This is a genomic window from Anoxybacillus sp. MB8, assembly GCF_011006755.1.
GTDB classification, from domain to species: Bacteria; Bacillota; Bacilli; order Bacillales; family Anoxybacillaceae; genus Anoxybacillus; species Anoxybacillus gonensis.
Genome location: NZ_RXXX01000002.1, coordinates 61363 through 81740 on the forward strand (window position 1 = coordinate 61363; position 20378 = coordinate 81740).

17 protein-coding genes are annotated in these 20378 nt (G+C 43.0%); 4 read left to right on the plus strand and 13 right to left on the minus strand.

Going from position 1 to position 20378, the window contains the following annotated elements; genetic code table 11:
* Positions 1-74: 74 nt before the first annotated feature.
* The 8 genes from EKC99_RS01290 to EKC99_RS01325 form a co-directional block, all read right to left on the minus strand.
* Entirely contained in the window at positions 75-2963 is a 2889-nt protein-coding gene (locus tag EKC99_RS01290) for an ATP-binding protein (protein ID WP_163150082.1), read from the minus strand.
* Positions 2947-3321 (minus strand): response regulator transcription factor, encoded by a 375-nt coding sequence (locus EKC99_RS01295; protein ID WP_075039408.1) that lies wholly within the window; start codon positions 3319-3321, stop codon positions 2947-2949. The genes EKC99_RS01290 and EKC99_RS01295 overlap by 17 nt, the downstream gene beginning before the upstream one ends.
* On the minus strand, positions 3321-6515 hold the full coding sequence (locus EKC99_RS01300; RefSeq protein WP_205597781.1) for a hypothetical protein: 3195 nt from the start codon (positions 6513-6515) through the stop codon (positions 3321-3323). The genes EKC99_RS01295 and EKC99_RS01300 overlap by 1 nt, the downstream gene beginning before the upstream one ends.
* A complete protein-coding gene (locus tag EKC99_RS01305; RefSeq protein ID WP_163150085.1) occupies positions 6512-7897 on the minus strand; it encodes a glycosyltransferase family 2 protein in 1386 nt (461 codons plus the stop codon). Before EKC99_RS01305 ends, EKC99_RS01300 begins: the two co-directional genes overlap by 4 nt.
* Positions 7890-8930 carry a HEAT repeat domain-containing protein gene (locus EKC99_RS01310; RefSeq protein ID WP_163150088.1) on the minus strand — a complete coding sequence of 347 codons (1041 nt, stop codon included), beginning with the start codon at positions 8928-8930 and terminating at the stop codon, positions 7890-7892. Before EKC99_RS01310 ends, EKC99_RS01305 begins: the two co-directional genes overlap by 8 nt.
* 2 nt (positions 8931-8932) lie before the next feature.
* A complete protein-coding gene (locus EKC99_RS01315) occupies positions 8933-10543 on the minus strand; it encodes a diguanylate cyclase (protein ID WP_163150091.1) in 1611 nt (536 codons plus the stop codon).
* A 12-nt stretch (positions 10544-10555) separates the two neighbouring features.
* On the minus strand, positions 10556-11461 hold the full coding sequence (locus EKC99_RS01320) for a chemotaxis protein (RefSeq protein WP_019417999.1): 906 nt from the start codon (positions 11459-11461) through the stop codon (positions 10556-10558).
* A 70-nt stretch (positions 11462-11531) separates the two neighbouring features.
* The gene (locus EKC99_RS01325; protein ID WP_019418000.1) at positions 11532-12170 is read right to left on the minus strand and encodes a glycoside hydrolase domain-containing protein; all 639 of its coding nucleotides are present in this window, start codon (positions 12168-12170) and stop codon (positions 11532-11534) included.
* A 144-nt stretch (positions 12171-12314) separates the two neighbouring features.
* Here EKC99_RS01325 and EKC99_RS16125 point away from each other — a divergent pair, with 144 nt between their 5' ends.
* Complete coding sequence (locus tag EKC99_RS16125; protein ID WP_075039403.1) at positions 12315-12896, plus strand: TetR/AcrR family transcriptional regulator; 582 nt, start codon at positions 12315-12317, stop codon at positions 12894-12896.
* On the opposite strand, the gene EKC99_RS01335 is transcribed toward EKC99_RS16125, so the two are convergent.
* Entirely contained in the window at positions 12893-14149 is a 1257-nt protein-coding gene (locus tag EKC99_RS01335; protein ID WP_075039402.1) for an ATP-binding protein, read from the minus strand. The genes EKC99_RS16125 and EKC99_RS01335 overlap by 4 nt on opposite strands.
* Before the next feature lie 139 nt (positions 14150-14288).
* On the opposite strand from EKC99_RS01335, the gene EKC99_RS01340 reads away from it, so the two are divergent.
* The 3 genes from EKC99_RS01340 to EKC99_RS01350 all read left to right on the plus strand — a co-directional run bounded on the left by EKC99_RS01340 (position 14289) and on the right by EKC99_RS01350 (position 16112).
* On the plus strand, positions 14289-14477 hold the full coding sequence (locus EKC99_RS01340; RefSeq protein WP_019418003.1) for a hypothetical protein: 189 nt from the start codon (positions 14289-14291) through the stop codon (positions 14475-14477).
* Between the two features lie 132 nt (positions 14478-14609).
* On the plus strand, positions 14610-14846 hold the full coding sequence (locus EKC99_RS01345; protein WP_075039401.1) for an IDEAL domain-containing protein: 237 nt from the start codon (positions 14610-14612) through the stop codon (positions 14844-14846).
* Between the two features lie 114 nt (positions 14847-14960).
* Positions 14961-16112 (plus strand): aminotransferase A, encoded by a 1152-nt coding sequence (locus EKC99_RS01350; RefSeq protein ID WP_042533688.1) that lies wholly within the window; start codon positions 14961-14963, stop codon positions 16110-16112.
* Positions 16113-16122: 10 nt separating this feature from the next.
* On the opposite strand, the gene EKC99_RS01355 is transcribed toward EKC99_RS01350, so the two are convergent.
* From EKC99_RS01355 to EKC99_RS01370, 4 genes are read right to left on the minus strand one after another with little or no spacing between them, the layout of a single operon-like run.
* A complete protein-coding gene (locus EKC99_RS01355; protein ID WP_042533686.1) occupies positions 16123-16989 on the minus strand; it encodes an NAD(P)-dependent oxidoreductase in 867 nt (288 codons plus the stop codon).
* A gap of 15 nt (positions 16990-17004) precedes the next feature.
* Positions 17005-17772 carry an SDR family oxidoreductase gene (locus EKC99_RS01360; RefSeq protein ID WP_042533684.1) on the minus strand — a complete coding sequence of 256 codons (768 nt, stop codon included), beginning with the start codon at positions 17770-17772 and terminating at the stop codon, positions 17005-17007.
* A 25-nt stretch (positions 17773-17797) separates the two neighbouring features.
* Complete coding sequence (locus EKC99_RS01365; protein ID WP_021094498.1) at positions 17798-19066, minus strand: GGDEF domain-containing response regulator; 1269 nt, start codon at positions 19064-19066, stop codon at positions 17798-17800.
* Positions 19063-20307, minus strand: coding sequence for a GAF domain-containing sensor histidine kinase (locus EKC99_RS01370; protein WP_163150094.1), 1245 nt, complete (start codon positions 20305-20307; stop codon positions 19063-19065). The genes EKC99_RS01365 and EKC99_RS01370 overlap by 4 nt, the downstream gene beginning before the upstream one ends.
* Positions 20308-20378: the final 71 nt, after the last annotated feature.

Sequence of the window (20378 nt, forward strand, 5' to 3'; positions counted from 1 at the left end):
CCCCTTTTTCTTCCGCTTCGTTTTTTACTAGTTTGCAATGACAAACGTTTTTTATGCAAAAAAAAGAGGAAACCTTAATTGGCTTCCTCGTTCAGTGGGACAAAAATTTCTCCTTGTCGCTCTTTATTCAACAACATTTGCAAAATCGTTTTCGATAGTTGGCTCGGTTGATATGGTTTTACTAAATAACTATTTGCGCCGAGCGCCATTCCTTTTTCCCGTTCTTCTAACGCCGAAGAAATAATAATTGGAATATGGGCGAGCTCTTCATTTTGTTTTAATGCTTTTAACACATCCCAACCAGATGCGTCATGTTCTTCTAACATAATGTCCAACACGACCGCATCCGGTTTTTCTTTTTGAATGAGCTCAATCGCCTCTTTTCCTTCTTTGACGAGTTTGACGCGAAACCCGCTATCTTTTAATTCCGCTTCTAATAACGCAGCTAAATTTTCATCATCTTCAACAATAATGACGTGCGCATGCGCTTGTTTTTCATCCGTTTCGCGTTCATCATCTCCACCGCGCGCCAACGTGACAAGCGGCAAGGAAACGGTAAACGTGCTTCCTTTTTTCAATTCGGATGTGACAGTAACTTCTCCTTCATGCGCTTTGACAATTTCTTTTACAATCGCCAGTCCAAGACCTGTTCCACCGATGCGGCGACGGTCGGAATTGTCGACGCGATAAAATTTCGTAAATAAGTTCGGGATCGCTTCTTCTGGAATGCCTAGCCCTTCGTCTTGCACATCGACACATAGTCGATTGCCTCGTTCGTATATGCGTACTGTAATATTGCCGCCTTCTGGCGAATATTTGATCGCGTTGCTAATTAAGTTTGTAAACACTTGAGCGAGCTTGTCGCGGTCGCCGAGCACCGTCGTTTTGTCTGTTTCTTTTCGGACATGAAACTGGTGAATCGTCGTATTTACTTTTTGCGTTTCAATGACGTTTTCAATAATCGAAACGAGATCTTCGTATTTTTTGTCGTACGTTTGTTTTCCAGACTCCATTCGCTGTACATCTAAAAAGTCGTTAATTAGCGCCGTTAACCGTTTCGCTTCTTGGTAAATTGTCGTTAAATATTTTTTCTGCCGTTCTGGCTTTAACTCTTTCGTTAACATCAGTTCCGTAAAGCCGAGTACGCTTGATAACGGCGTGCGCAATTCGTGGCTGACGGTGCTCACAAACTCCGATTTCATTTGGTCGACTTCAAACTCTTTCGTAATGTCGCGATGGACAAATACCGTCCCTTGTCGCTCCCCATTGCGATATAACGGCTTGGCGTACACTTGAATGACTTTTCGTTTTTGCGGTAAATGGTACACAAACGGTTCACGTTCTTCATCGCCGTTAAAAATAATCGACTGTAAATAGTCGCACAATGTTTTCCCTGCATCAGATTGCTCAACTAAGCCGCGCGCCCATTGTTCGTAACTGGCACCTTCAAGTTCAGCAATCGATTGTTTTTGCAGCAGTGCAACCATCTGTTTATTGACGATCTTGCTGTTGCCGTTCTTGTCGACAAAATGAATGCCTTCTTGTACTGTATTTAAAATATGTTGTACCGTTTCGCGCGCTTGTTCTGACTGTTCATATAGCGCAATTTTTTGCAGTGAAATCGATATTTGTTTCGTTAAACCGACATATTCTTGAATCTCTTCATCAGAAAACGGTCCGCCGAAGCGACTAAATACTAAAATCGCTTCCACTTCATTTTCATTCGAAAGAACAGGCAAAAAGATGTCATGTACAAACATCGTTTCTTCATGATACCCTTTTTCAGAAGCTGTAACTTCCCGTTTTAGCATAAACGGCTTTTTTTGCTCAAACAATCGTTGATGTAGACCGTTATAAATATATGTTAAAAACTGTTCTACCCCATGCGCCGACAATCCGAATGCCGCATGCGTTTTTTCGTCGTTCATTAAAACGATCATGCCGCGATCCGCTTCCATAATGCGCGCCATATGAAACACGATGCTTTGCAACACGTCTTGCTTATCCAATGAGCTCGATAGTCCGTGAACAAATTCGTTATGACGCTTTAATTCTTTTTCTCGCGCCTGCATCGTTTCAAGCGCTTGTTCCAGCTCGGCTTGTTGCACCTCTAATTCATCTTGCTGCGCAAGCAATTCTTCGTTGTGCGCCATTAAGCTTTCTTCTTTTTCTTGAATGCTCGTTAACATTTTTTTAAAGGCGTTTGCCAATTTTCCAATTTCATCTTCGCGATTTTTCGCTTCACGGACGTCATAGACGACTTGCTCATCGTTCGCCATTTTTTCAGCCACTTTGGCAAGTTCATTAAGCGGTCTTCCGATTTTTGTCATCATGATACGCGCGATTGTAATTAAAATCGTCAAAATCGTCAAAATGAATAAAATAAACGCCGTTTGCGCGGTCGTTTGATCATTGCGCAACTGTTGAAATTCCGCATCAAGCTGTTCATTTAATGTATTTTTGTACGTTTTCATTTGAAATTGAAATTGTTCAATCGATGCGGTTCCGCCGTTTTCTGATAAGCTTAATACTTTTTGGATGTTGCCGTTTTCAAACGCTTCAATCGCTTGCGGAACGAGCGTGCCGAAATAATAGCTAGCAAACTGGCGCGCTTTTAAAAGAAATTGCTTATCGTCTTTTGTCGTCGCTGCCAACTCTAATGCATCAAGCGCGGTTTGCACATGTTCTTGTTCGCGAAAAATGCTTAATTTAAATTCTTTTCGGTTGAACGCTAAATAGCCGCGCGTATCAGAAAACGCCTGGTTAAACGCCCGTTCAATTTCTTGGGCATATTTCATCTTCGTTTCGATTTGTTCTTTTTTTCGTTCAAACGTCGACGTTAACGACGTTTGATATAGAAACAAAGATGCCGCCCCGATGACAAAGACGACTAAAAAACTAGTGACGAGCACGACAAATTGTCTTGCTAAGCTTTGCCGAAAATAGTTACGCATCTTCTCCATGTAAAATCGCCTCGATTCGTTGCACTAATTCAAGCGGGCTATACGGCTTTGCCATAAAATAGTCGGCGCCAGCGTCTAGTACACGTTGTTGATCCGCCTGTTGACTTTTTGCCGATAGCATCATAATCTTTACATGTTTTTTATCGGGCATTTGACGCACTTGTTGAATGACTTCTAAACCGGTATATATTGGCATCATATAATCAAGTAAAATTAAATCGTAATCGTTTTGTTTAATCATCTCCAACGCTTCTTCCCCATCGCACGCTTCATCGATGTCATGCCCTTCATCTTCTAGCGTATCGACAACGAGCATGCGCAACACTTCTTCATCTTCCGCTAACAAAATTTTCGCCATTATTTCCCCTCTCCTTCTACTTTTTCATATATTTGTTTCACAATCGTGTACGAACGTTTTAACCGTTCGTGATATGTCGGTTGTTCCCAACCGTTCCATGTGTACGTATAAAAATGTTTTGCATCTAAATGTTCAGGATACGAAAATCCTTTTTCATACACGCCAACGCGAATGCCGTCAATCGTTCGGCTGCTTGCTAGCCCGCCTTGCCACATATCTCCCATCGCTTCGTGCATGCTCGGGTCTTTCATATTTAAAAGCGCCCACGGGATGCGAATTTCATACCCATCTTTTTGTTTGCTGACGCTTACGTCTGTTAAAGAATTGTATGCTTTATCGTTCGGATTTGCTGTACCAAACGTCATGACGCCTGTTTCGTAAAAATCGAACGGATACGTTTTTCCTTTAATTTGTAATTTTTTATTGAGCGTCAAACGAATCGGATGATATATACCGTTATTTTTTTTGTTCGCATACGGCAAACGGTCAATCATCTTTAACATGTGTCCGTAATGATAATAAAACGAATCGTAATAACTATCAATCCATAATCGTCCTTCTTTTTCACCGCGCAAATGGAGAACGAAATCGACGCCTTCTGTTCGTACGTTCGGCACATCAAGAATGGTCGCTTGCCCTTGATTCGGTACGGTATTAAACAATATATAGACGTCTTTGTCTTGTTTAACCGTTGTGTCGTAACGAATGTAAACGTACCGTTCATCGCTCGTCATATAGAGCGCACGCCCGTCTTGTCGAAAGGCAGGAGCAATTTGTTGAAATGCCCAATCTTCTTTTCGTCCGTCGACTTTGATCATCATCGTTTCATTTTCCGCTGGATCAAAGCTAAGTAAACCGAATTGTTGTTCGTTCGTTTGCGCGTTAGACCAAAACGGACGACGGTCAGGATTATCGTAATCCATCGTGTTCCACGTTCGTTTAAACCATTCATCTTGCCATGTGAAAATAAAACCGCCTGCCATGTTTTCATGAACGATGTCTTCAAACAATTTTTTGTTGATCATTCCTTGTTCTTGTTCGGAATGAAACCCTTGGTTCATCCCATATACGTTGCGATGCGTCATTCCGCGCGATGACGGCACGCCAAATTCGGCGACGACAATCGGCATGCGATGCGCTCGTTTCATATCGTTTAAGTAGCCAGCATAGTTGTTTTTCTCGCCGCGATGATCGATGTAATTCACATATTTCGGCTCATAGTTTAAAAAGTCTGGGTAGTACGGATAAATGTGATACGACGCAAACAAGCCGCTATGCATTTTATTTGTCGGATATATGACGTTCGGGTTTACCGATACGAAATCTTCTTTTTCTAACGGCTCGCTCGGATGTGTTAACAAATCCGTCGTCACCCAGTTTGTGAAACTGACCGGACGTTGCCAGCCGTACGTTTTCGTTTCGTATGCGATCGCTTCATCCATCATGCGCGCAAGCCAAATTTCAAACGGTGACGCATCTTTTGTGTACACATACGTCCCTTTATAATCTAGTAATCCCGCATGTTTCGTATTTGTCGCATGAACGACCGTCGGTTCCCATTCGACCCCAAAAATCCAGCCGAGCACATACGGCGAAATATCGTATCGATATATGCCGCTCGCATGCCCTGGACGAGCTGGGATGTTTGCGCGCCCGTGAACGATATCGATCGTTCGTTTCATTTCCGCAACAAATTCATCCGTATTTTCTTTTGCAAACGCATCGTTTGTGCGCAAAAACGTTTCTTCATTCACCCATACCCCATGAAATAAATATAAAGGCTGCTCGGCGATTTCGTTATATTCGTAAAACGCCTCATAAAACGCAGGCGGGTGAATCGTGTACACACGAATCGCATTGGCATGCATCGCCCCAATTTGTTTAAACCAACGGAAATATTCTTCTTTCGTAATCGCCGTTTCACCCGGGAAATGACCCGGTTTTGCGATTCCCATATTGACCCCTTTTAACAACATGTTTTTCCATTTTCCGTTTTGATAAATTTGTATATATTGCTCTCCGACGCGTCCCGCGAGTTGAATCCCGTCGTCTGTTTTCGCAATCGTTCGTTCGACCGTACGTTTTTCATCATGATGCATCGATTGAAAAATCGTTTTCATCATTGGAACATACGCTTTCCAATAAAACGATGCGGTGCTATTCGGGTCGTGGCGCGTCGTCCATTTACGCCATACGTCGATGCCGACCGTTTGATATATGCTCGGTACATCTCCTTCATCTGCATAATCACCACAAAAGTAATACGCCTCATAGCGCGCATTGCGATGATGAACAACGGCTGGAAACGCCGTCGGCAACCCGAGCGCTTGTAATTTTTCTTTCCCACTTTCCGATAACGACAGCGTATATGTCGCTAACACTTCCTCATTATGTATAGGCTTTACGACATCAAACCAATACGAATACGGAATGGAACCTTCTATCGCAAGCTTTTTTTCTCCTTTTTTCGTCGGAGTAAAAAGCACCCCTTGTTTTCCTATTTCTTTTTTATCCAAAATGACGAGCCGATCGTGTTCATCAACAAGCACATAACCCGGACCGGTAAATGCATATCGTTTCTCATATTGTTTTTCGTAATTTTCTCTTACCCAACCAGGCACTTCGTCATCTTCAAGTTTCGGAAAATAGCGGCCAATCCAGCCCGTCCATTCGACGTTTAATAAACTATAAAATTTGTTGCGAACAGACGGATCCGTCGGGCTTGCAAACGAATTAAACTCGGCGATGAGCGTTTTGTTTCCGGCAAACATCGCCTCGTGCAATCGATTGACTTCTTGTTCCGTCAAGCCACCGTACACTTTTTTTGAGCGCTTCCCTTTCTTTTTTTTTGTCGTCAAATCATTTTCATATACGCCGTACGTATCGGCGACATAAATGACATCATACGATTGTAACGATGTCGGCCATGGTCGCTCTTTTTTTGTCGTCGGCATAAACCCGACATAATCTTTTTTCACATCGTAGCGCGTTCCGTTTGGCTTCACGTACTTTTGTTGGTTTAATAGCCAAACGAGCCCTTTATGTTCACGATACGTATCATCTGGAACCGTTTTATTGACAATCAACACGTGTAACGTCGTGTCAGGTTTTATTTTCCATAACCAATACGGTGAAGAAATGATCAGAAAAATAAAGACGATATATAAAACGAGCCAACGTTGTTTGTTCATCATTTCGACACACCTTTTCTTTTCATTTTTCCCCATCCTTTTCTTTTTAACAGCACATCAATGATTCCTTCACAGCGCCATAACACCGTCAACGGGCGATACCATAACGTTTCAGTAAATGAATAAAAAAAGAGGTACACAACGTCTGAGACGCTCGAAAATTTCCGCACCGTCCATTCTTCTAATAACACGGCAGCCATGGAAAAAATTGAACCGTACAAAACAGAAATGAGAAATAGTAAAATAGCAAATTCAATATACACATCTCCTAAGATGAGCGAAACGATCATGAGGATGTAGCCGAACAACTCAATAACAGGACCTAAAAATTCAATCAGTAAAAAGTATGGCATCGACACGAGCCCGATGGAGCCATAACGTGGGTTAAACCACATGCGCCGATGAAGCCAAAGGCTTTCAAACAACCCGCGATGCCAGCGCCGCCGTTGCTTGCGCAAATCGGTCATCGACTCTGGCGCTTCCGTCCAACAAACCGGATCAGGCACGTACACAATTTTTTTATTTGCTTTCGTTTCTTTAATGAGACGATGAAGTCGGACGACAAGTTCCATATCTTCTCCAACTGTATGCGCATATCCGCCGGCACGAATAACCCATTGTTTTGAAAAGGCACCGAAGGCACCTGAGACAATTAATAATAAATTATGACGGCTTAATCCGATACGTCCCATTAAAAAGGCGCGCAAATATTCAATGACTTGCATAATGACGAGCGGATGACGGGAAAGTCCTATGCGCACTACTTCCCCTTTTTCAATGTCACAGCCGTTAGCGATGCGCACACTTCCGCCAGAGGCGATCACGTCTTCGTCTGAGTCCACAATCGGCTTCATTACTTTTAAAAAGGCGCGGCGTTCAATGACCGAGTCGCCATCCATGGAACAAACGTATGGATACGTTGAAAAATTAATGCCCGCATTTAATGCATCTGCTTTTCCGCCGTTTTCTTTATCGATGACAAATAAATGAGAAAACTTGCGTGAACGATACACCGCGCGCACACGTTTCGTTTTGAGTTGTTCACGAATGACGCGCCTGATCGCAATGAGATCGAAATCTTTCTTCAGCCGCTCAAGCGTATCGTCGGTTGAGCCGTCGTTAATGACGACAATTTCATACTCTGGGTATTCGATGCTAAGTAACGAACGAACAGTCGCCAAAATGCCGGCTTCTTCATTGTAGGCAGGCACTAAAATCGAAATGGGTTTCGTATAACTCACATCGAGCATTTCTTCATACGGTTCCCATTCGTCCAATTCGTACATGCGGCGCAATTGAACGAACGAAACAACGAGTAAAAACGTATAAAACAAAATGACCGCCAGCATAAAATAAAAGACGAACATCGCCGCCATTTCAATCATGTTCTCGACCTCTTTCTAACCATTCAAGCGCCATATCGCGCGCATAGCGATCGTCTGATGTTTGCGCAATATGTTCGAGTATGTCCAGTCCGTTCGGCATGCGCAACAACGCTTCTGCCGCTTGCGATCGAACGGAAAATACAGCATCTTTCATTAACAAAACAATATGATCGACCATTTCTTGCCGGCGCGTACGTGCGCACAGTCGTAATGCCATTAAACGCTCTTGCCAAACAGGAGATTGGAAATGAACGCGCAATTGTTCAACGTCGAGTGGATATGCCATTTGTGCTAACGCTTTTAATGCACGAACGCGATATTCGCTTTGCTCATGTTGAAGCAATGTACGCAAAAATGAAACGTGCGCAAGTTTTTGCATAATGCCAATCATATCAATTAACGCATATTGTATTTTTTCATTCCAATCAAAAAAATGGTCAACCATTTTCGCAAACATATGGTCGTCCATGCGCGATAAAATGAGGCGATAATCAAATTGCGTAAACGATTCATCCGTTTGTTTCATATATTCATATACGTTCGGATGTTGAAAAAGCGCAAACATTTTTAACAGTTGGCGCTTTTCCATCGGCGTTAGCTGTTTTTGTTCGTACATCGTTTCTAACTCATGGACGAGCGAGCGAAGATGAAAATCTTCAATAAAAAAGAGGGCGTTCATTCTTCTTCCGAGCCGCCGATGGGCAAGTTGTGCGCGTAAATAATCGACAAAATACATCTCGGCTAACGTTGTCGCCCTCTCCTTTACGCCCTCATTGGCAAGAACGCGTATAAAATGATCGAGTAGTTCCATTACCGCAACATGTTGTGCAGACGATGACGGAGCAGGGACTTGTTCGTCACCGTAAGCTAAGTAGCGAAATAACACCGGTTCATATCGTTGTTTATACCTTTTTACTTCTCGTTTCCATTTGCCATCTTTTATTTTTCGAACAACTAAATAAAGAAACATCACAAGTAAAGCGGTGAATAAAGCGACGACGATGACAGCAAACAAAACAAGTTCATGGAACACGACTAATTCATCCTTTTTAATATATGGCGTATTCTTGCTTCAAGCTCAAGCAACTTAAACGGCTTTGTCATATAGTCATCTGCACCGAGCTCCAGCGCACGGGCAATATCGTTTTCACTTTTTCTTGCTGTTAACATAATGATTTTATACCGCGAGGAGTCTTTTCGGTTTCGCAGTTGTTGTAACACTTCAAGTCCATCCATTTTCGGCATCACCCTATCTAAAATGACGAGGCACGGTTCTTTTCCATCATGCCAATCGGACGTCATAAACTGCTCGCCATCTTTAAACGCGCGCAAATCGAGCGTCACTTTTTCTTTCGTAAACATTTTTTGGACGACGTCTGTCACAATCGCGCGCACAATGGCATCATCATCGACAATCGCGACTTTCACCGTGCGACGATGTGATGCTTTTTGTTGTTTCGCAAGCACGACGCAGTTTCTTCCTGTATTTTTCGCTTCATATAGTGCAGAGTCGGCCAATTCAATCCAATGGCCGATCGGCTTCGTTGGATCGTTCACTTCAACAATGCCCGTTGAAAACGTACACGAAAACGTCACATCGCCACTTTGAAACGTCATCCGTTCAAACTGTTCACGCAGGCGATCAAACACAAGAAACGCCTCTGCCGCTTCTGTTGCCGGCAATAATACAACAAATTCTTCTCCGCCAAAACGAATGACGATATCGCGTGCACGGACGTTCGCTTTTAAAAATTGCGCAAATTGTTTTAAAACGACATCACCAATTAAATGTCCGTATTGGTCGTTGACTCGTTTAAAATGGTCAATGTCAAGCACCGCTAAACAAAACGGTTCGTGCGTGCGATGCCAATCGCTTTTTAATTGTTCATATGCTTGTTTTATATATTTTCGGTTGTAGACGTGCGTCAGTTCATCTAAAAGAAGCAGTTCGTCAATTAGTTGCTTTCTCTGAAGTTGACGGCGAATACGTACGATAAATTCGTCGATCTCAAACGGTTTTGGAATGAAATCGTCAGCGCCCATTTCATAGCTTTTTATGCGCGTTTCTTTTCGATCATCAATGCTCACCATAATCATCGGGATAAATTGTTGTTTTAATTTTTCTTTTAAAAACGTTAATACTTCAAACCCTGTTTTTTTCCCCATATGAATATCAATGACGACACAATCCGGGCGGACATCGTAAAACAAAGCGACCGCTTTGACCGGATCGGCAATCGCGACAACGTACCATCCGTTTTGTTCCAGTTGTTCTTTCACATACATTAAAAACGATGGATCATCATCAATAAGCAAAACGGTCGGTTCGTCTCCTCTTTTCGTCCCTTGTTTTCCTTTTGCCACTTCTTCAATTTGTTGTTCATAACAAAGTTGAAAAAGCGGGGCTAGCCGCTCTTTCACATCTGTCGCTTTCCATTTTTTTCTTTCGTCTTCTCCCCATTGTTCCATTAACTGGCGCGCATAATTTCCGATATCCGTCATTCCGATCATCGCGGCCGTGCCAGCGATGGAATGAAGTAGGCGGTACACGTCTTGATGGGCAATTTCATCTACCGTTTCCCATTCTTCTAACCGTTTGCGGATATTTTTTAAAAAATGTTGGCGATATTTTTCATAACGATCCATAGCCATCCCCTACTACAAAATATATTGATCAATCATTTGCACAAGCTCGGCAATTTCCGGTTTGCTTACTTGTGCTGTCGCTCCAACGCGCTCCCCTTTATGACGAAGATCGTCGGTAATAAGCGAGGAGAAAATGATGACTGGTAAATGTTTTAATGTTTCATCTTCGCGAATGCGCTTCGTTAAATGATGGCCGTCCATTTGCGGCATTTCAATGTCGGTAATGACTAATTGCACTTCGCTTTCCACCGGCTTTCCTTTTTGGACGATCGATTGTAAATAATGTAACGCATCTTCGCCGTTTTCAAAAAACTCGACATATACATACCCTGCTTCCGCGAGCGTGTCGTGAAGAAGCTTACGTAACAACGGTGAATCTTCCGCAACGATTAGCTTTTTATTCGACCGCTCACGTTTGCCAAGCTTTTTCACACGCTCGACATGAATGCCCGATTGCGGGTTAATATCGACGACGATTTTTTCAAAGTCAAGCAATAAAATCATATGGCCGTTTAATTTCACAACGCCGATAATTTGGCTTTCCAATCCTTGATACATTTGCGACGGCTTTTCGATTTGTTTCCATGATATGCGATGAATTTGTGTGACGTTATGGACGTGAAACACTACTTTTTGTTGATTAAACTCCGCAACAATATATTTATCTTGCGCTGGATTGTTTGATGGCCCAAAGCCGAGCGCTTTCGCTAAATCAATAAGCGGTAGCACTTCACCGCGCAATTCAATAATGCCTTCGATGTATGGATGGGCATGCGGCACTTTTGTCGGTGCAATCGGATGAATAATTTCTTTTACTTTAATGACGTTAATCGCAAATCGGTTTTCACCAATTAAAAATTCGACAATTTCTAGTTCATTCGTCCCACTTTCTAATAAAATTCCATGTTTATTTTCCATAAAACAGCCTCCATTACGACATCATTTACCGTTATTTTATCATACTTCTTATCGCGGACGAAAAATATTTTTAATACAAATAGTCGCTTATTTTTCGGTTTGCCACGTTCGTATCAATGGCGCAACGGTCGGCATCGCGCCCATATTGCCACATCCAAACGTTCGCGCGGCAATTCGGCACGTTCGGGCGATACGTCGGTGCTTTGGCCGCTGGCGTCGCCCCCGGACGCGGGTATGAGCTCCATATGATCGTTTGTTGGGCGATTCGTTCATCGTTTTTTACCGCTTCACAATACGCTGCACCAAACGCTCCTTTCGTCGGATTGGCGTATATACCCGGACGATATCCGCTCGGATAAAACGTATCGACCCATGCTTGAATCCATGCGGCATCTACTTGAAATTCATCTTCAATATTGGCAAAAATGACTTTATTTTTCGGAATGCCTAATCTGCGCGCATGAAAAATCGCATTTCGCGCTGCCGTTCTTCCTTTTTCGTATTGTGTCGCCTCACGAAACGCATTGTAAATCGGTGCAATTTTTATGCCGCGCCCTCGAATAAATGCAATTTCCTCTTTCGTCAAACCGTCCGATACGTTCGGCACCGTCGTCACATATCTTCCCCAAAATTGCGGAAAACCGTATTGTGTTCTGACACACGTAAGCAACGTTTCCGTCACTTTTGCAGCTGAATCGACGCCCCACATGTCCATTCCCTCCTTTTCACGCTTCTTTCCATATATATGCGAATCATACATGTCTAAACAAAATTTTCATCTTTTTTAATAATACTTTATTCCTAGGTAAAAATCACTATAATAAAAGTAGAAGATGATGACGGGGGATTCATAATGAAAAGAGAGCGACAAAAAAAGCAAACGAGAATATTGCTCCAACAAACCGCCCTTCAATTATTTCAAAAACAAGGGTATGAGCAAACGACCGTTTTGCAAATTACGAATGAAGCTGGCGTGGCGAAAGGAACATTTTTTAATTATTTTCGTACGAAAGAAGAAGTATTACAAAGCGTATTTTCCACCCATGTAGAACGTGTATGCAAAAGAGTGCAAGAAAGCGAGGAACGAACGTGGCATAAGCAAATCGAGCAGTTGTTTTATGAATTAACAACGATGCACGAAAAACTCGGAAAAGAAGTGACGAAATCCATGGTACATATTTATACGGGAAAACAACAAGAGACGCTTCCGTTCACTCCTTTTATTCATATGTTGACGAACATATTTGAAGAAGGGAAACGATGCGGAGACATTCGAACGAAACGATCTTCCGAAACGCTTTCGTTAATCGCTCTTCAACTATATTTTGGGGCATTAAAACTATGGATGTTTTCTCACTTATCTGAACCGCTGTCGACTTTTACGATCGATACGATCACGATGTTTATCGACTATATGAAAAAAGAAGGGGACTAATCCCCTTCATATAGCGGTAATGTAATCGTGACCGTCGTTCCTTCATTCAGTCGGCTTTCGTACGCCATCGTTCCTCCCATTTGGCGAATGAGCCGAGAGGCGATCATGCTTCCAAGCCCGGTTCCTTTCGATTTTGTCGTATAGTACGGCAAGCCGATATTTTTCAGCTCATCTTCAGTCATTCCTTTTCCTGTATCGCGAATCGTGATAATGACTTCCTTTTCTTTTTCATCGACCGTTTTATGAACCGTCACCGCCCCACCGTATTCAATCGCTTCAATCCCGTTTTTCATCACGTTTAAGAGCGCTTGTTTTAAATAATGCGCATCGCCATACACGTCGCTTTTACCTTCTGTGTAGAGATGTAGCGACACGTTCGTCATCGTACCGAGCGGACTTAATAAATGGACAGAGGTATGTAAAATGTCATCGATGTTCACTTTTTGCAGTTGAAAGGATGCTGGTTTAGCGAGCGTTAAATATTCTGTAATAATTTCGTTCGTCCGATCTAATTCTTCTAAAATGATTGGAGCGAACTTTTTTACGTTTTCATCGGTCGTATCTTTGCTTAAAAATTGGACGAATCCACGCACCGTCGTGAGCGGATTGCGAACTTCATGGGCGAATGAAGCGGCCATTTCGCTTACTGTCGCTAATTTATCGACGTAAATCATATCGTCAAACTGTTCGTTAAATTGAATGAGACGTTCGATGACGGAAACGAGCGCTAAAAACATCGCGATAAAAAAGGAGAAGTAAACGACATAAAATCGCCAAGAAAGCGGCGGAACGGCGTACATAATCGTTGCGATATATAAAATGAGATAAATAAAAACGATCATAAGTCCATACAATATTTTTCTTTTGACGTTAAAAAAAGACGAGCGAAACAACATGCCGACAACGTATGCGAATACGGAAACGATCACTCCCGCATAAGCAAACGGGCCGCCGATCATAAATCGTCCGATCACAACGGTGAGCGTACATAATAGCCCAGCCGTTTTTCCGATATATAATGTCGTCACTAAAATGACGATCATACGAAAGTCAAAGTTCGTTTTCGCTAACGGTTGGATCGGATACATCATACATAAAACGGCAGTAAACGATGCCACAACGCCGTACATCATTTTTTGTTTCCAAGTGAGCATCATTTTTCGGCGAAATGGAAAAAATAAATTTGCATTAAAAACGAGTGAAAATAAAATAGTAATATTGACAACGAGCGGTTTAATAACAGCGCTAAACATGTGATGCCTCCTGATCATTGTTCCTTTTGTATTGTAGCACACTCGCTAACGGACATAAATGTGTTCGTATTTTCAGAAAAAACAAAAACATTGACATCTTTATGAACATCATAGACGTGGACAAGCGAAGGGCGTTACAATGTTTGTGAAGAAAAACACGAAAAGAGAAGGTGTCAAAATGAAAGGGTTAGCCATTCTTTTTGAAGAAAATCATACGGTTACGATTTTAGAAGATGTAGAAAAAGAACAACTGGAAGAAGTCGCAGACGAAGAAACAGAAGCGGTTCTTTGGCATGATGAAGAAATCGACTGGGATTACGGTTATTAATATATAAAGCTGGCATTCGTCAGCTTTTATTTTTTTGTTTTCATTTTTCAAAATTTTATTTACAATTTACAAAAAACTCTTTATAATGTAGAAAAGGAGAAGAATATTCTTCTCTCTAAGGGGGAATGAAACATGTTTGAAAAGTACAATGATATGGCACTCGTATCTCAACCGTATGATCTCACAGATTACAAACAAGCAGCACAATTTGTGATCGAACAGGCGTTGTTTCGCTACGAAAGAGATCGGCTCATGCGCGATATTGACAAGGCGCTTGAGCAACGGGATGAAGCGTTGTTTCTAACCCTCGCACAACAATACAACGAGCTTCGAGAACGCTATCGTCATTTGGAGGATGTGCGCGCATGATCGACTGTGAAACGACAGAACAGCACATAAGGTGGACGTTTGACGCAAAAACACATTGCGAAACGTTCACCTTTTATTGTTTAATAAAAAGAAAATGAAGAAAGGTGAAAAACGATGATGCTTCCGATCAATGAACGTGTACAACATATTCAGTTATCTGGCATTCGTCAATTTTTTAATCTCGTCGCACAAGAAAAAGATATCATTTCGTTAACAATTGGGCAGCCCGATTTTCCGACGCCGGAACATATTAAAGAAGCAACGAAGCGAGCGCTTGATGAACAATTTACTTCTTATACGCATAATGCTGGATACTTGCCTTTACGTGAAGCGGCTTGCCGTTTTGTTGAAACGAAATACGGGCTGCGCTATACAACCGATGAAGTAATCGTCACTGTCGGAGCAAGCCAAGCGCTTGATATTGCGTTTCGCACCATTTTAACAGAAGGCTCGGAAGTCATTCTCCCTGCCCCGATTTATCCAGGGTACGAGCCGATTATTCGTTTATGTGGTGCTACGCCTGTCTATGTCGATACGCGCCAAACAAATTTTAAACTGTTAGCTGAACAAATCGAGCCGTTTATAACTGAGCGAACGCGCTGTATCGTGCTTCCATATCCGTCCAACCCGACAGGAATGACGTTAACGAGCGAAGAATTGCAACAAATCGCTGAGCTCGTGAAAAATAAACCGATATGGGTCATTTCGGATGAAATTTATAGTGAACTTGTGTTTACAGGCACGCATGAGTCGATTGCAAAATGGCTTCCGGATCAAACGATCGTCATTAACGGCGTCAGCAAATCGCATGCGATGACCGGATTTCGCATCGGTCTTTTATTTGCGCGGCAATGGGTCATTGAGCATATATTAAAAGTGCATCAATATAACGTTTCATGCGCGACGTCCATTTCACAAAAAGCAGCGCTAGAAGCGTTAACGGTCGGAATAAACGATGCCGAGGAGATGAAAAAGCAATATGCTGAACGAATGGAATATGTGTACGACCGCCTTTGCACCATAGGCTTTCACGTACAAAAGCCGAACGGAGCGTTTTACATTTTTCCATCGATCGCAACGTTTCATCACTCCTCATTTGAGTTCGCCCTCAAGCTTGCAAAGGAAGCGAAAGTAGCGGTCGTGCCAGGAAGTGCGTTTTCTACATACGGCGAAGGATATATTCGCTTGTCATACGCTTGCTCGATCGATGCGTTACAAAAAGGTCTCGATCGCATCGAGTCATACGTAAAAAAAGGTGCTCGCTAAAAGCACCTTTTTACCATTCTTTATACCATTTATATAACGCCTGCGTCCCGCTCTGTCCTTCTCCCCGTTCAGCAAGCGATTCATACAACTGTTTCGCAAGCTTTAACCCCGGAAGCGACAAGCCGAGCGTTTCCGCTTCTGCAAGCGCAATGCCCATGTCTTTAATAAAATGTTTCACATAAAAACCGGGAGCAAAATCGCCCGCAAGCATTCTTGGGGCTAAGTTGGAAAGCGACCAGCTGGATGCTGCACCTTGTGAAATGCTTCGCAACACTCGTTCCGGATCTAATCCTGCTTTTTCCGCATACACGAGCGCTTCACATACGCCGATCATATTTGTCGCAATCGCAATTTGATTGCACATTTTCGTATGTTGTCCCGCCCCTGCTTCTCCTTGCCAAACGATATTTTTTCCTAAATGAGAAAGAAGCGGCATGCATGCCGAAAACGCCTCTTTATCGCCGCCAACCATAATAGATAACGTGCCGTCGCGCGCACCAATATCGCCTCCTGATACAGGTGCATCAAGGGCAAATATCCCTTTTTCTTTCGCCGCTTCGTGAATGCGTACCGCAAGCGATGGCTTAGACGTCGTAAAGTCAATGACATACGTCCCCCGTTTTGCATTTGCAAGAATGCCGTCGTCACCAAAATATACGTGCTCGACATCGTGCGGCTCGCCGACCATCGTCATGACGACGTCTGCCACTTTAGCGACGTCTTTCACCGCATCTTTCCATACTGCCCCTTCCGCCAATATATCCTCCGCTTTTTCTTTTGTCCGCGTATATACGATGAGCGAATAACCTGCCCGAAGCAAATGTCGCGCCATGCTTTTTCCCATCACACCAAGCCCAATAAAACCGATCGTTTGCATATGTTTCACCTCATTTTAAATCGCTTTCACCATGCCGCCATCCACTACAAGCGACTGTCCTGTCATATACGTATTTTCATCGGACAATAAAAAGGCGACGACGTTCGCAAATTCTTCTGGCGTGCCATAACGTCCGAGCGGAATCGTCGCTTTCATGCGCGCTTCTAGTTCTTCTTTGCGAATGCCGAGCTTTTTCGCATTTTGTTCGTCTAAATAGGCGACACGCTCTGTCGCAATGCGTCCCGGTGCAACGGTATTAATTAAAATGCCATACGGGGCGAGCTCTTGCGCGAGCGTTTTCGTCAAACCGACGATGCCGAGGCGAAACGTATTGGAAAGAAGCAGTCCCGGAATCGGCTCTTTAATGGACGATGAGGCGATATTTACAATTTTTCCTTTCGTCTTTTTCAAATGCGGTAACGCTGCGCGAATAAGACGCACGTAGCTTAACACATTTAACTCAAACGCTCGTTGCCAATCATCGTCTGTCAACGTCGCAAACGTCCCTGTCGGTGGTCCCCCAGAGTTATTGACTAACAAATGAATGTCGCCGAACGTTTCCACCGTTTTTTCTACTAGCTGCTCGATCATTTCTCGATTCGTCACATCCGTCACCGTATATGCCGCCTTCCCTTTTCCGAGCGCATTTAACTGTTCAGCGACTTCGTGCAATTTTCGCTCATCGCGGCTCGCAAGCATGACATGGACGCCTTGCGAAACGAGTTTTGTCGCAATCGCTTTACCGAGCCCTTGGCTCGACGCAGCAACAATCGCTGTTTTCATTTCATCCGCCTCCTCTCACGCTATACTATTCGCTAACGACGACGCGATTCCTTCCTCCACGCTTTGCTTCATATAGCGCTTCGTCCGCTCGCTTCACCATTTGCTCTTTCGTCATTCCTTGTTCATATTCGCACACGCCAAAGCTGCACGTAATATGCCCGACTTTCGGGAAATGAACGGTTTCCACTAAATGACGTAACGATTCCGCTAAACGATACGCGCCTGTTCGCGATGTTGCAGGGGCTAAAATAATAAACTCTTCCCCACCCCAACGCGCCAAAATGTCACAATCGCGCAAACGGTTTGAAATGGCTTCACACATGCGCACTAACACCGCATCACCAACGTCATGTCCGTACGTATCGTTCACTTTTTTAAAATGATCAATGTCAAATAAAATGATGGAAAATGTATGTTTGTATCGCTTCGCGCGCTGAATTTCACGCGTAAAAAACTCATCAAATTTTAGTCGGTTAAACGTTTTTGTGAGCGGGTCTTTCGTCGCTAAAAACTCGTTTCGCTTGCTTTCTTCTTCAAGTGCAGTAATGTCGGTAAAGACGACTAAATACGACTCCGATTCATCTGGAAACGACGTCGCTTTCACTAAAAAGACGTGCTCTTCCCCTTGTTTACACATCAGTTTTACCTTTAAAAACGGAATGGTGCGGTCAATAAGCGGACGAATCCAACGCCTTTCCCCTTTCATATAAAAATAGCCGGGTTCATGAAGAAAATAATCGCATACGTGCGCCCGACCGGCACGAAGTTTTTCCATTTGTTCTTGCCCGAAAAAACGTTGAAACGATAAATTGCAATCTAACAACCGTTCATCGTTTAAAATGCATATTAAGTTTTCTTGAAAGTCGATAATGGTGCGCGTATATTGTTTTTGTTTTTCAAGCTCAAGTTCGAGCTGACGTTGATAAATCGAATGTTGCAACGATTGCAAAAATTTTTCATGGTCAATTGGCTTTAAAATAAAATGATTTACCCCGTATTCGATGGCGCGAATGAAAAAATCGTTGTCGTCATAGGCAGTCGTAATAATAATTTGCACATGCTCATCAATCGTGCGAATATGGCGGATGAGTTCTAACCCATTCAAGAAAGGCATTTTAATATCTGTAATGACGATGTCAGGTCGAAACGTCATAAATAGTTCGAGCGCTTCTTGACCGTTTTTCGCGACTTTTACATCGCGAATGCGCCGTTTTAATAAACGCGTTAACATATCGCGCGCGCCCGGCTCATCTTCAACATACAATACTTTAATATCTGTTTGTACCGTAATCATAATCCCCTTCCCCTTTCATATCGCGGCATGCGAATCGTAAACGTCGCTCCTTTTTGCGATGATGAAACGAATACATCCCCGTTCATTTTCGTGACAATCATTTTTGACATATATAATCCGAGCCCTGTTCCGTCTTTTTTCGTCGTCACATACGGTTCGAACATATGTTTTTGTATTGTTTCATCAATGCCGCCTGCATTATCTTTCACTTGAATGTAAATAAACGAGTCGTCCGCATATGTGCGCACGCAAATGATTCGTCGTGCAATATCGCGCGCAACAAACTGCTCGCACGCATTCGTCAACAAATTAATGAGCACTTGGCTCATTTCGTTCGGAAATCCGTACATATGCGCACGCGTGCGATTTTCGACGTGCAAGTGAACGCCGTAATGATCTAAACTCGCTGAAATAATTTTTAACGCTTGGCGAATCGCTTGAATCGGTCGAAAATATGTCGCTTCTTTATGCGGTTTAAAAAAGTTGCGAAAGTCGTTAATCGTTCGCGACATATGTTGAATTTGGATGAAACATTTTTGAATGGACGTGCGCAAATACAATTCGTCTAGTTCTCCATATGCATACGCTTCTTGTATATCTTGCAAAAGCAAGCCGAGCACATTTAACGGTTGGCGCCATTGATGAGCGATGTTTCTTAACATTTCTCCCATCGTCGCATAGCGTGATTGCTCGATGAGCATAAAATCTTTTTCGCGGTTTTTACGCACTTCTTCTTCCACTTTTCGTTGCAACGTCGCATTCATTTGTTCCATTTCTTGTTTCATCCGCTGCAATTCATGTAACGTTTGTTCTCGTTTAATCGATTCGCCAATCGTGCGGGCAATTGCCAAAAAAATAGCGCGTTCATGAGCGGGAAACGTCCTTTTTTGTTCGCAATCGACGACGCTTAAAAACCCCCACCGCTCATCGTGAATAAAAATCGGAGCGATCATAAACGATTGAATGTCCCATTCCTCAAAAATAGTGCGCACATCACCTTCTAATTCATCTGTATGCCCGACAAATACATTTCCGTCATACAAATGGGCAAAACAATGGGCGTGTTCTGTCGCAAGCACGATATCATCATGCTTCAGAGGACGTGAAGAGGGTGTTTGTATATGATGAATGCGTTGTAACGTATACGTTTGGGCGGTTGTATGTAAACGAAAAATGGCCACGCGCGTCACATGAAGCGCAATGCGCAAACTTTCTAACGCCGCCATAAGCGAGCCATCCATATCCCTCTCCTCCAAAAAAACAAACAAATATAGGTCTTTCATCCTAAATTTATCGTAATGATTATATAAAC

Coding starts and splice junctions, on each gene's coding strand:
- EKC99_RS01290 (WP_163150082.1), bottom strand. CDS start 2,963: ATGGAGAAGATGCGTAACTATTTTCGGCAAAGCTTAGCAAGACAATTT.
- EKC99_RS01295 (WP_075039408.1), bottom strand. CDS start 3,321: ATGGCGAAAATTTTGTTAGCGGAAGATGAAGAAGTGTTGCGCATGCTC.
- EKC99_RS01300 (WP_205597781.1), bottom strand. CDS start 6,515: ATGATGAACAAACAACGTTGGCTCGTTTTATATATCGTCTTTATTTTT.
- EKC99_RS01305 (WP_163150085.1), bottom strand. CDS start 7,897: ATGATTGAAATGGCGGCGATGTTCGTCTTTTATTTTATGCTGGCGGTC.
- EKC99_RS01315 (WP_163150091.1), bottom strand. CDS start 10,543: ATGGATCGTTATGAAAAATATCGCCAACATTTTTTAAAAAATATCCGC.
- EKC99_RS01320 (WP_019417999.1), bottom strand. CDS start 11,461: ATGGAAAATAAACATGGAATTTTATTAGAAAGTGGGACGAATGAACTA.
- EKC99_RS01325 (WP_019418000.1), bottom strand. CDS start 12,170: ATGTGGGGCGTCGATTCAGCTGCAAAAGTGACGGAAACGTTGCTTACG.
- EKC99_RS16125 (WP_075039403.1), top strand. CDS start 12,315: ATGAAAAGAGAGCGACAAAAAAAGCAAACGAGAATATTGCTCCAACAA.
- EKC99_RS01335 (WP_075039402.1), bottom strand. CDS start 14,149: ATGTTTAGCGCTGTTATTAAACCGCTCGTTGTCAATATTACTATTTTA.
- EKC99_RS01340 (WP_019418003.1), top strand. CDS start 14,289: ATGTTTGTGAAGAAAAACACGAAAAGAGAAGGTGTCAAAATGAAAGGG.
- EKC99_RS01345 (WP_075039401.1), top strand. CDS start 14,610: ATGTTTGAAAAGTACAATGATATGGCACTCGTATCTCAACCGTATGAT.
- EKC99_RS01350 (WP_042533688.1), top strand. CDS start 14,961: ATGATGCTTCCGATCAATGAACGTGTACAACATATTCAGTTATCTGGC.
- EKC99_RS01355 (WP_042533686.1), bottom strand. CDS start 16,989: ATGCAAACGATCGGTTTTATTGGGCTTGGTGTGATGGGAAAAAGCATG.
- EKC99_RS01360 (WP_042533684.1), bottom strand. CDS start 17,772: ATGAAAACAGCGATTGTTGCTGCGTCGAGCCAAGGGCTCGGTAAAGCG.
- EKC99_RS01365 (WP_021094498.1), bottom strand. CDS start 19,066: ATGATTACGGTACAAACAGATATTAAAGTATTGTATGTTGAAGATGAG.
- EKC99_RS01370 (WP_163150094.1), bottom strand. CDS start 20,307: ATGGATGGCTCGCTTATGGCGGCGTTAGAAAGTTTGCGCATTGCGCTT.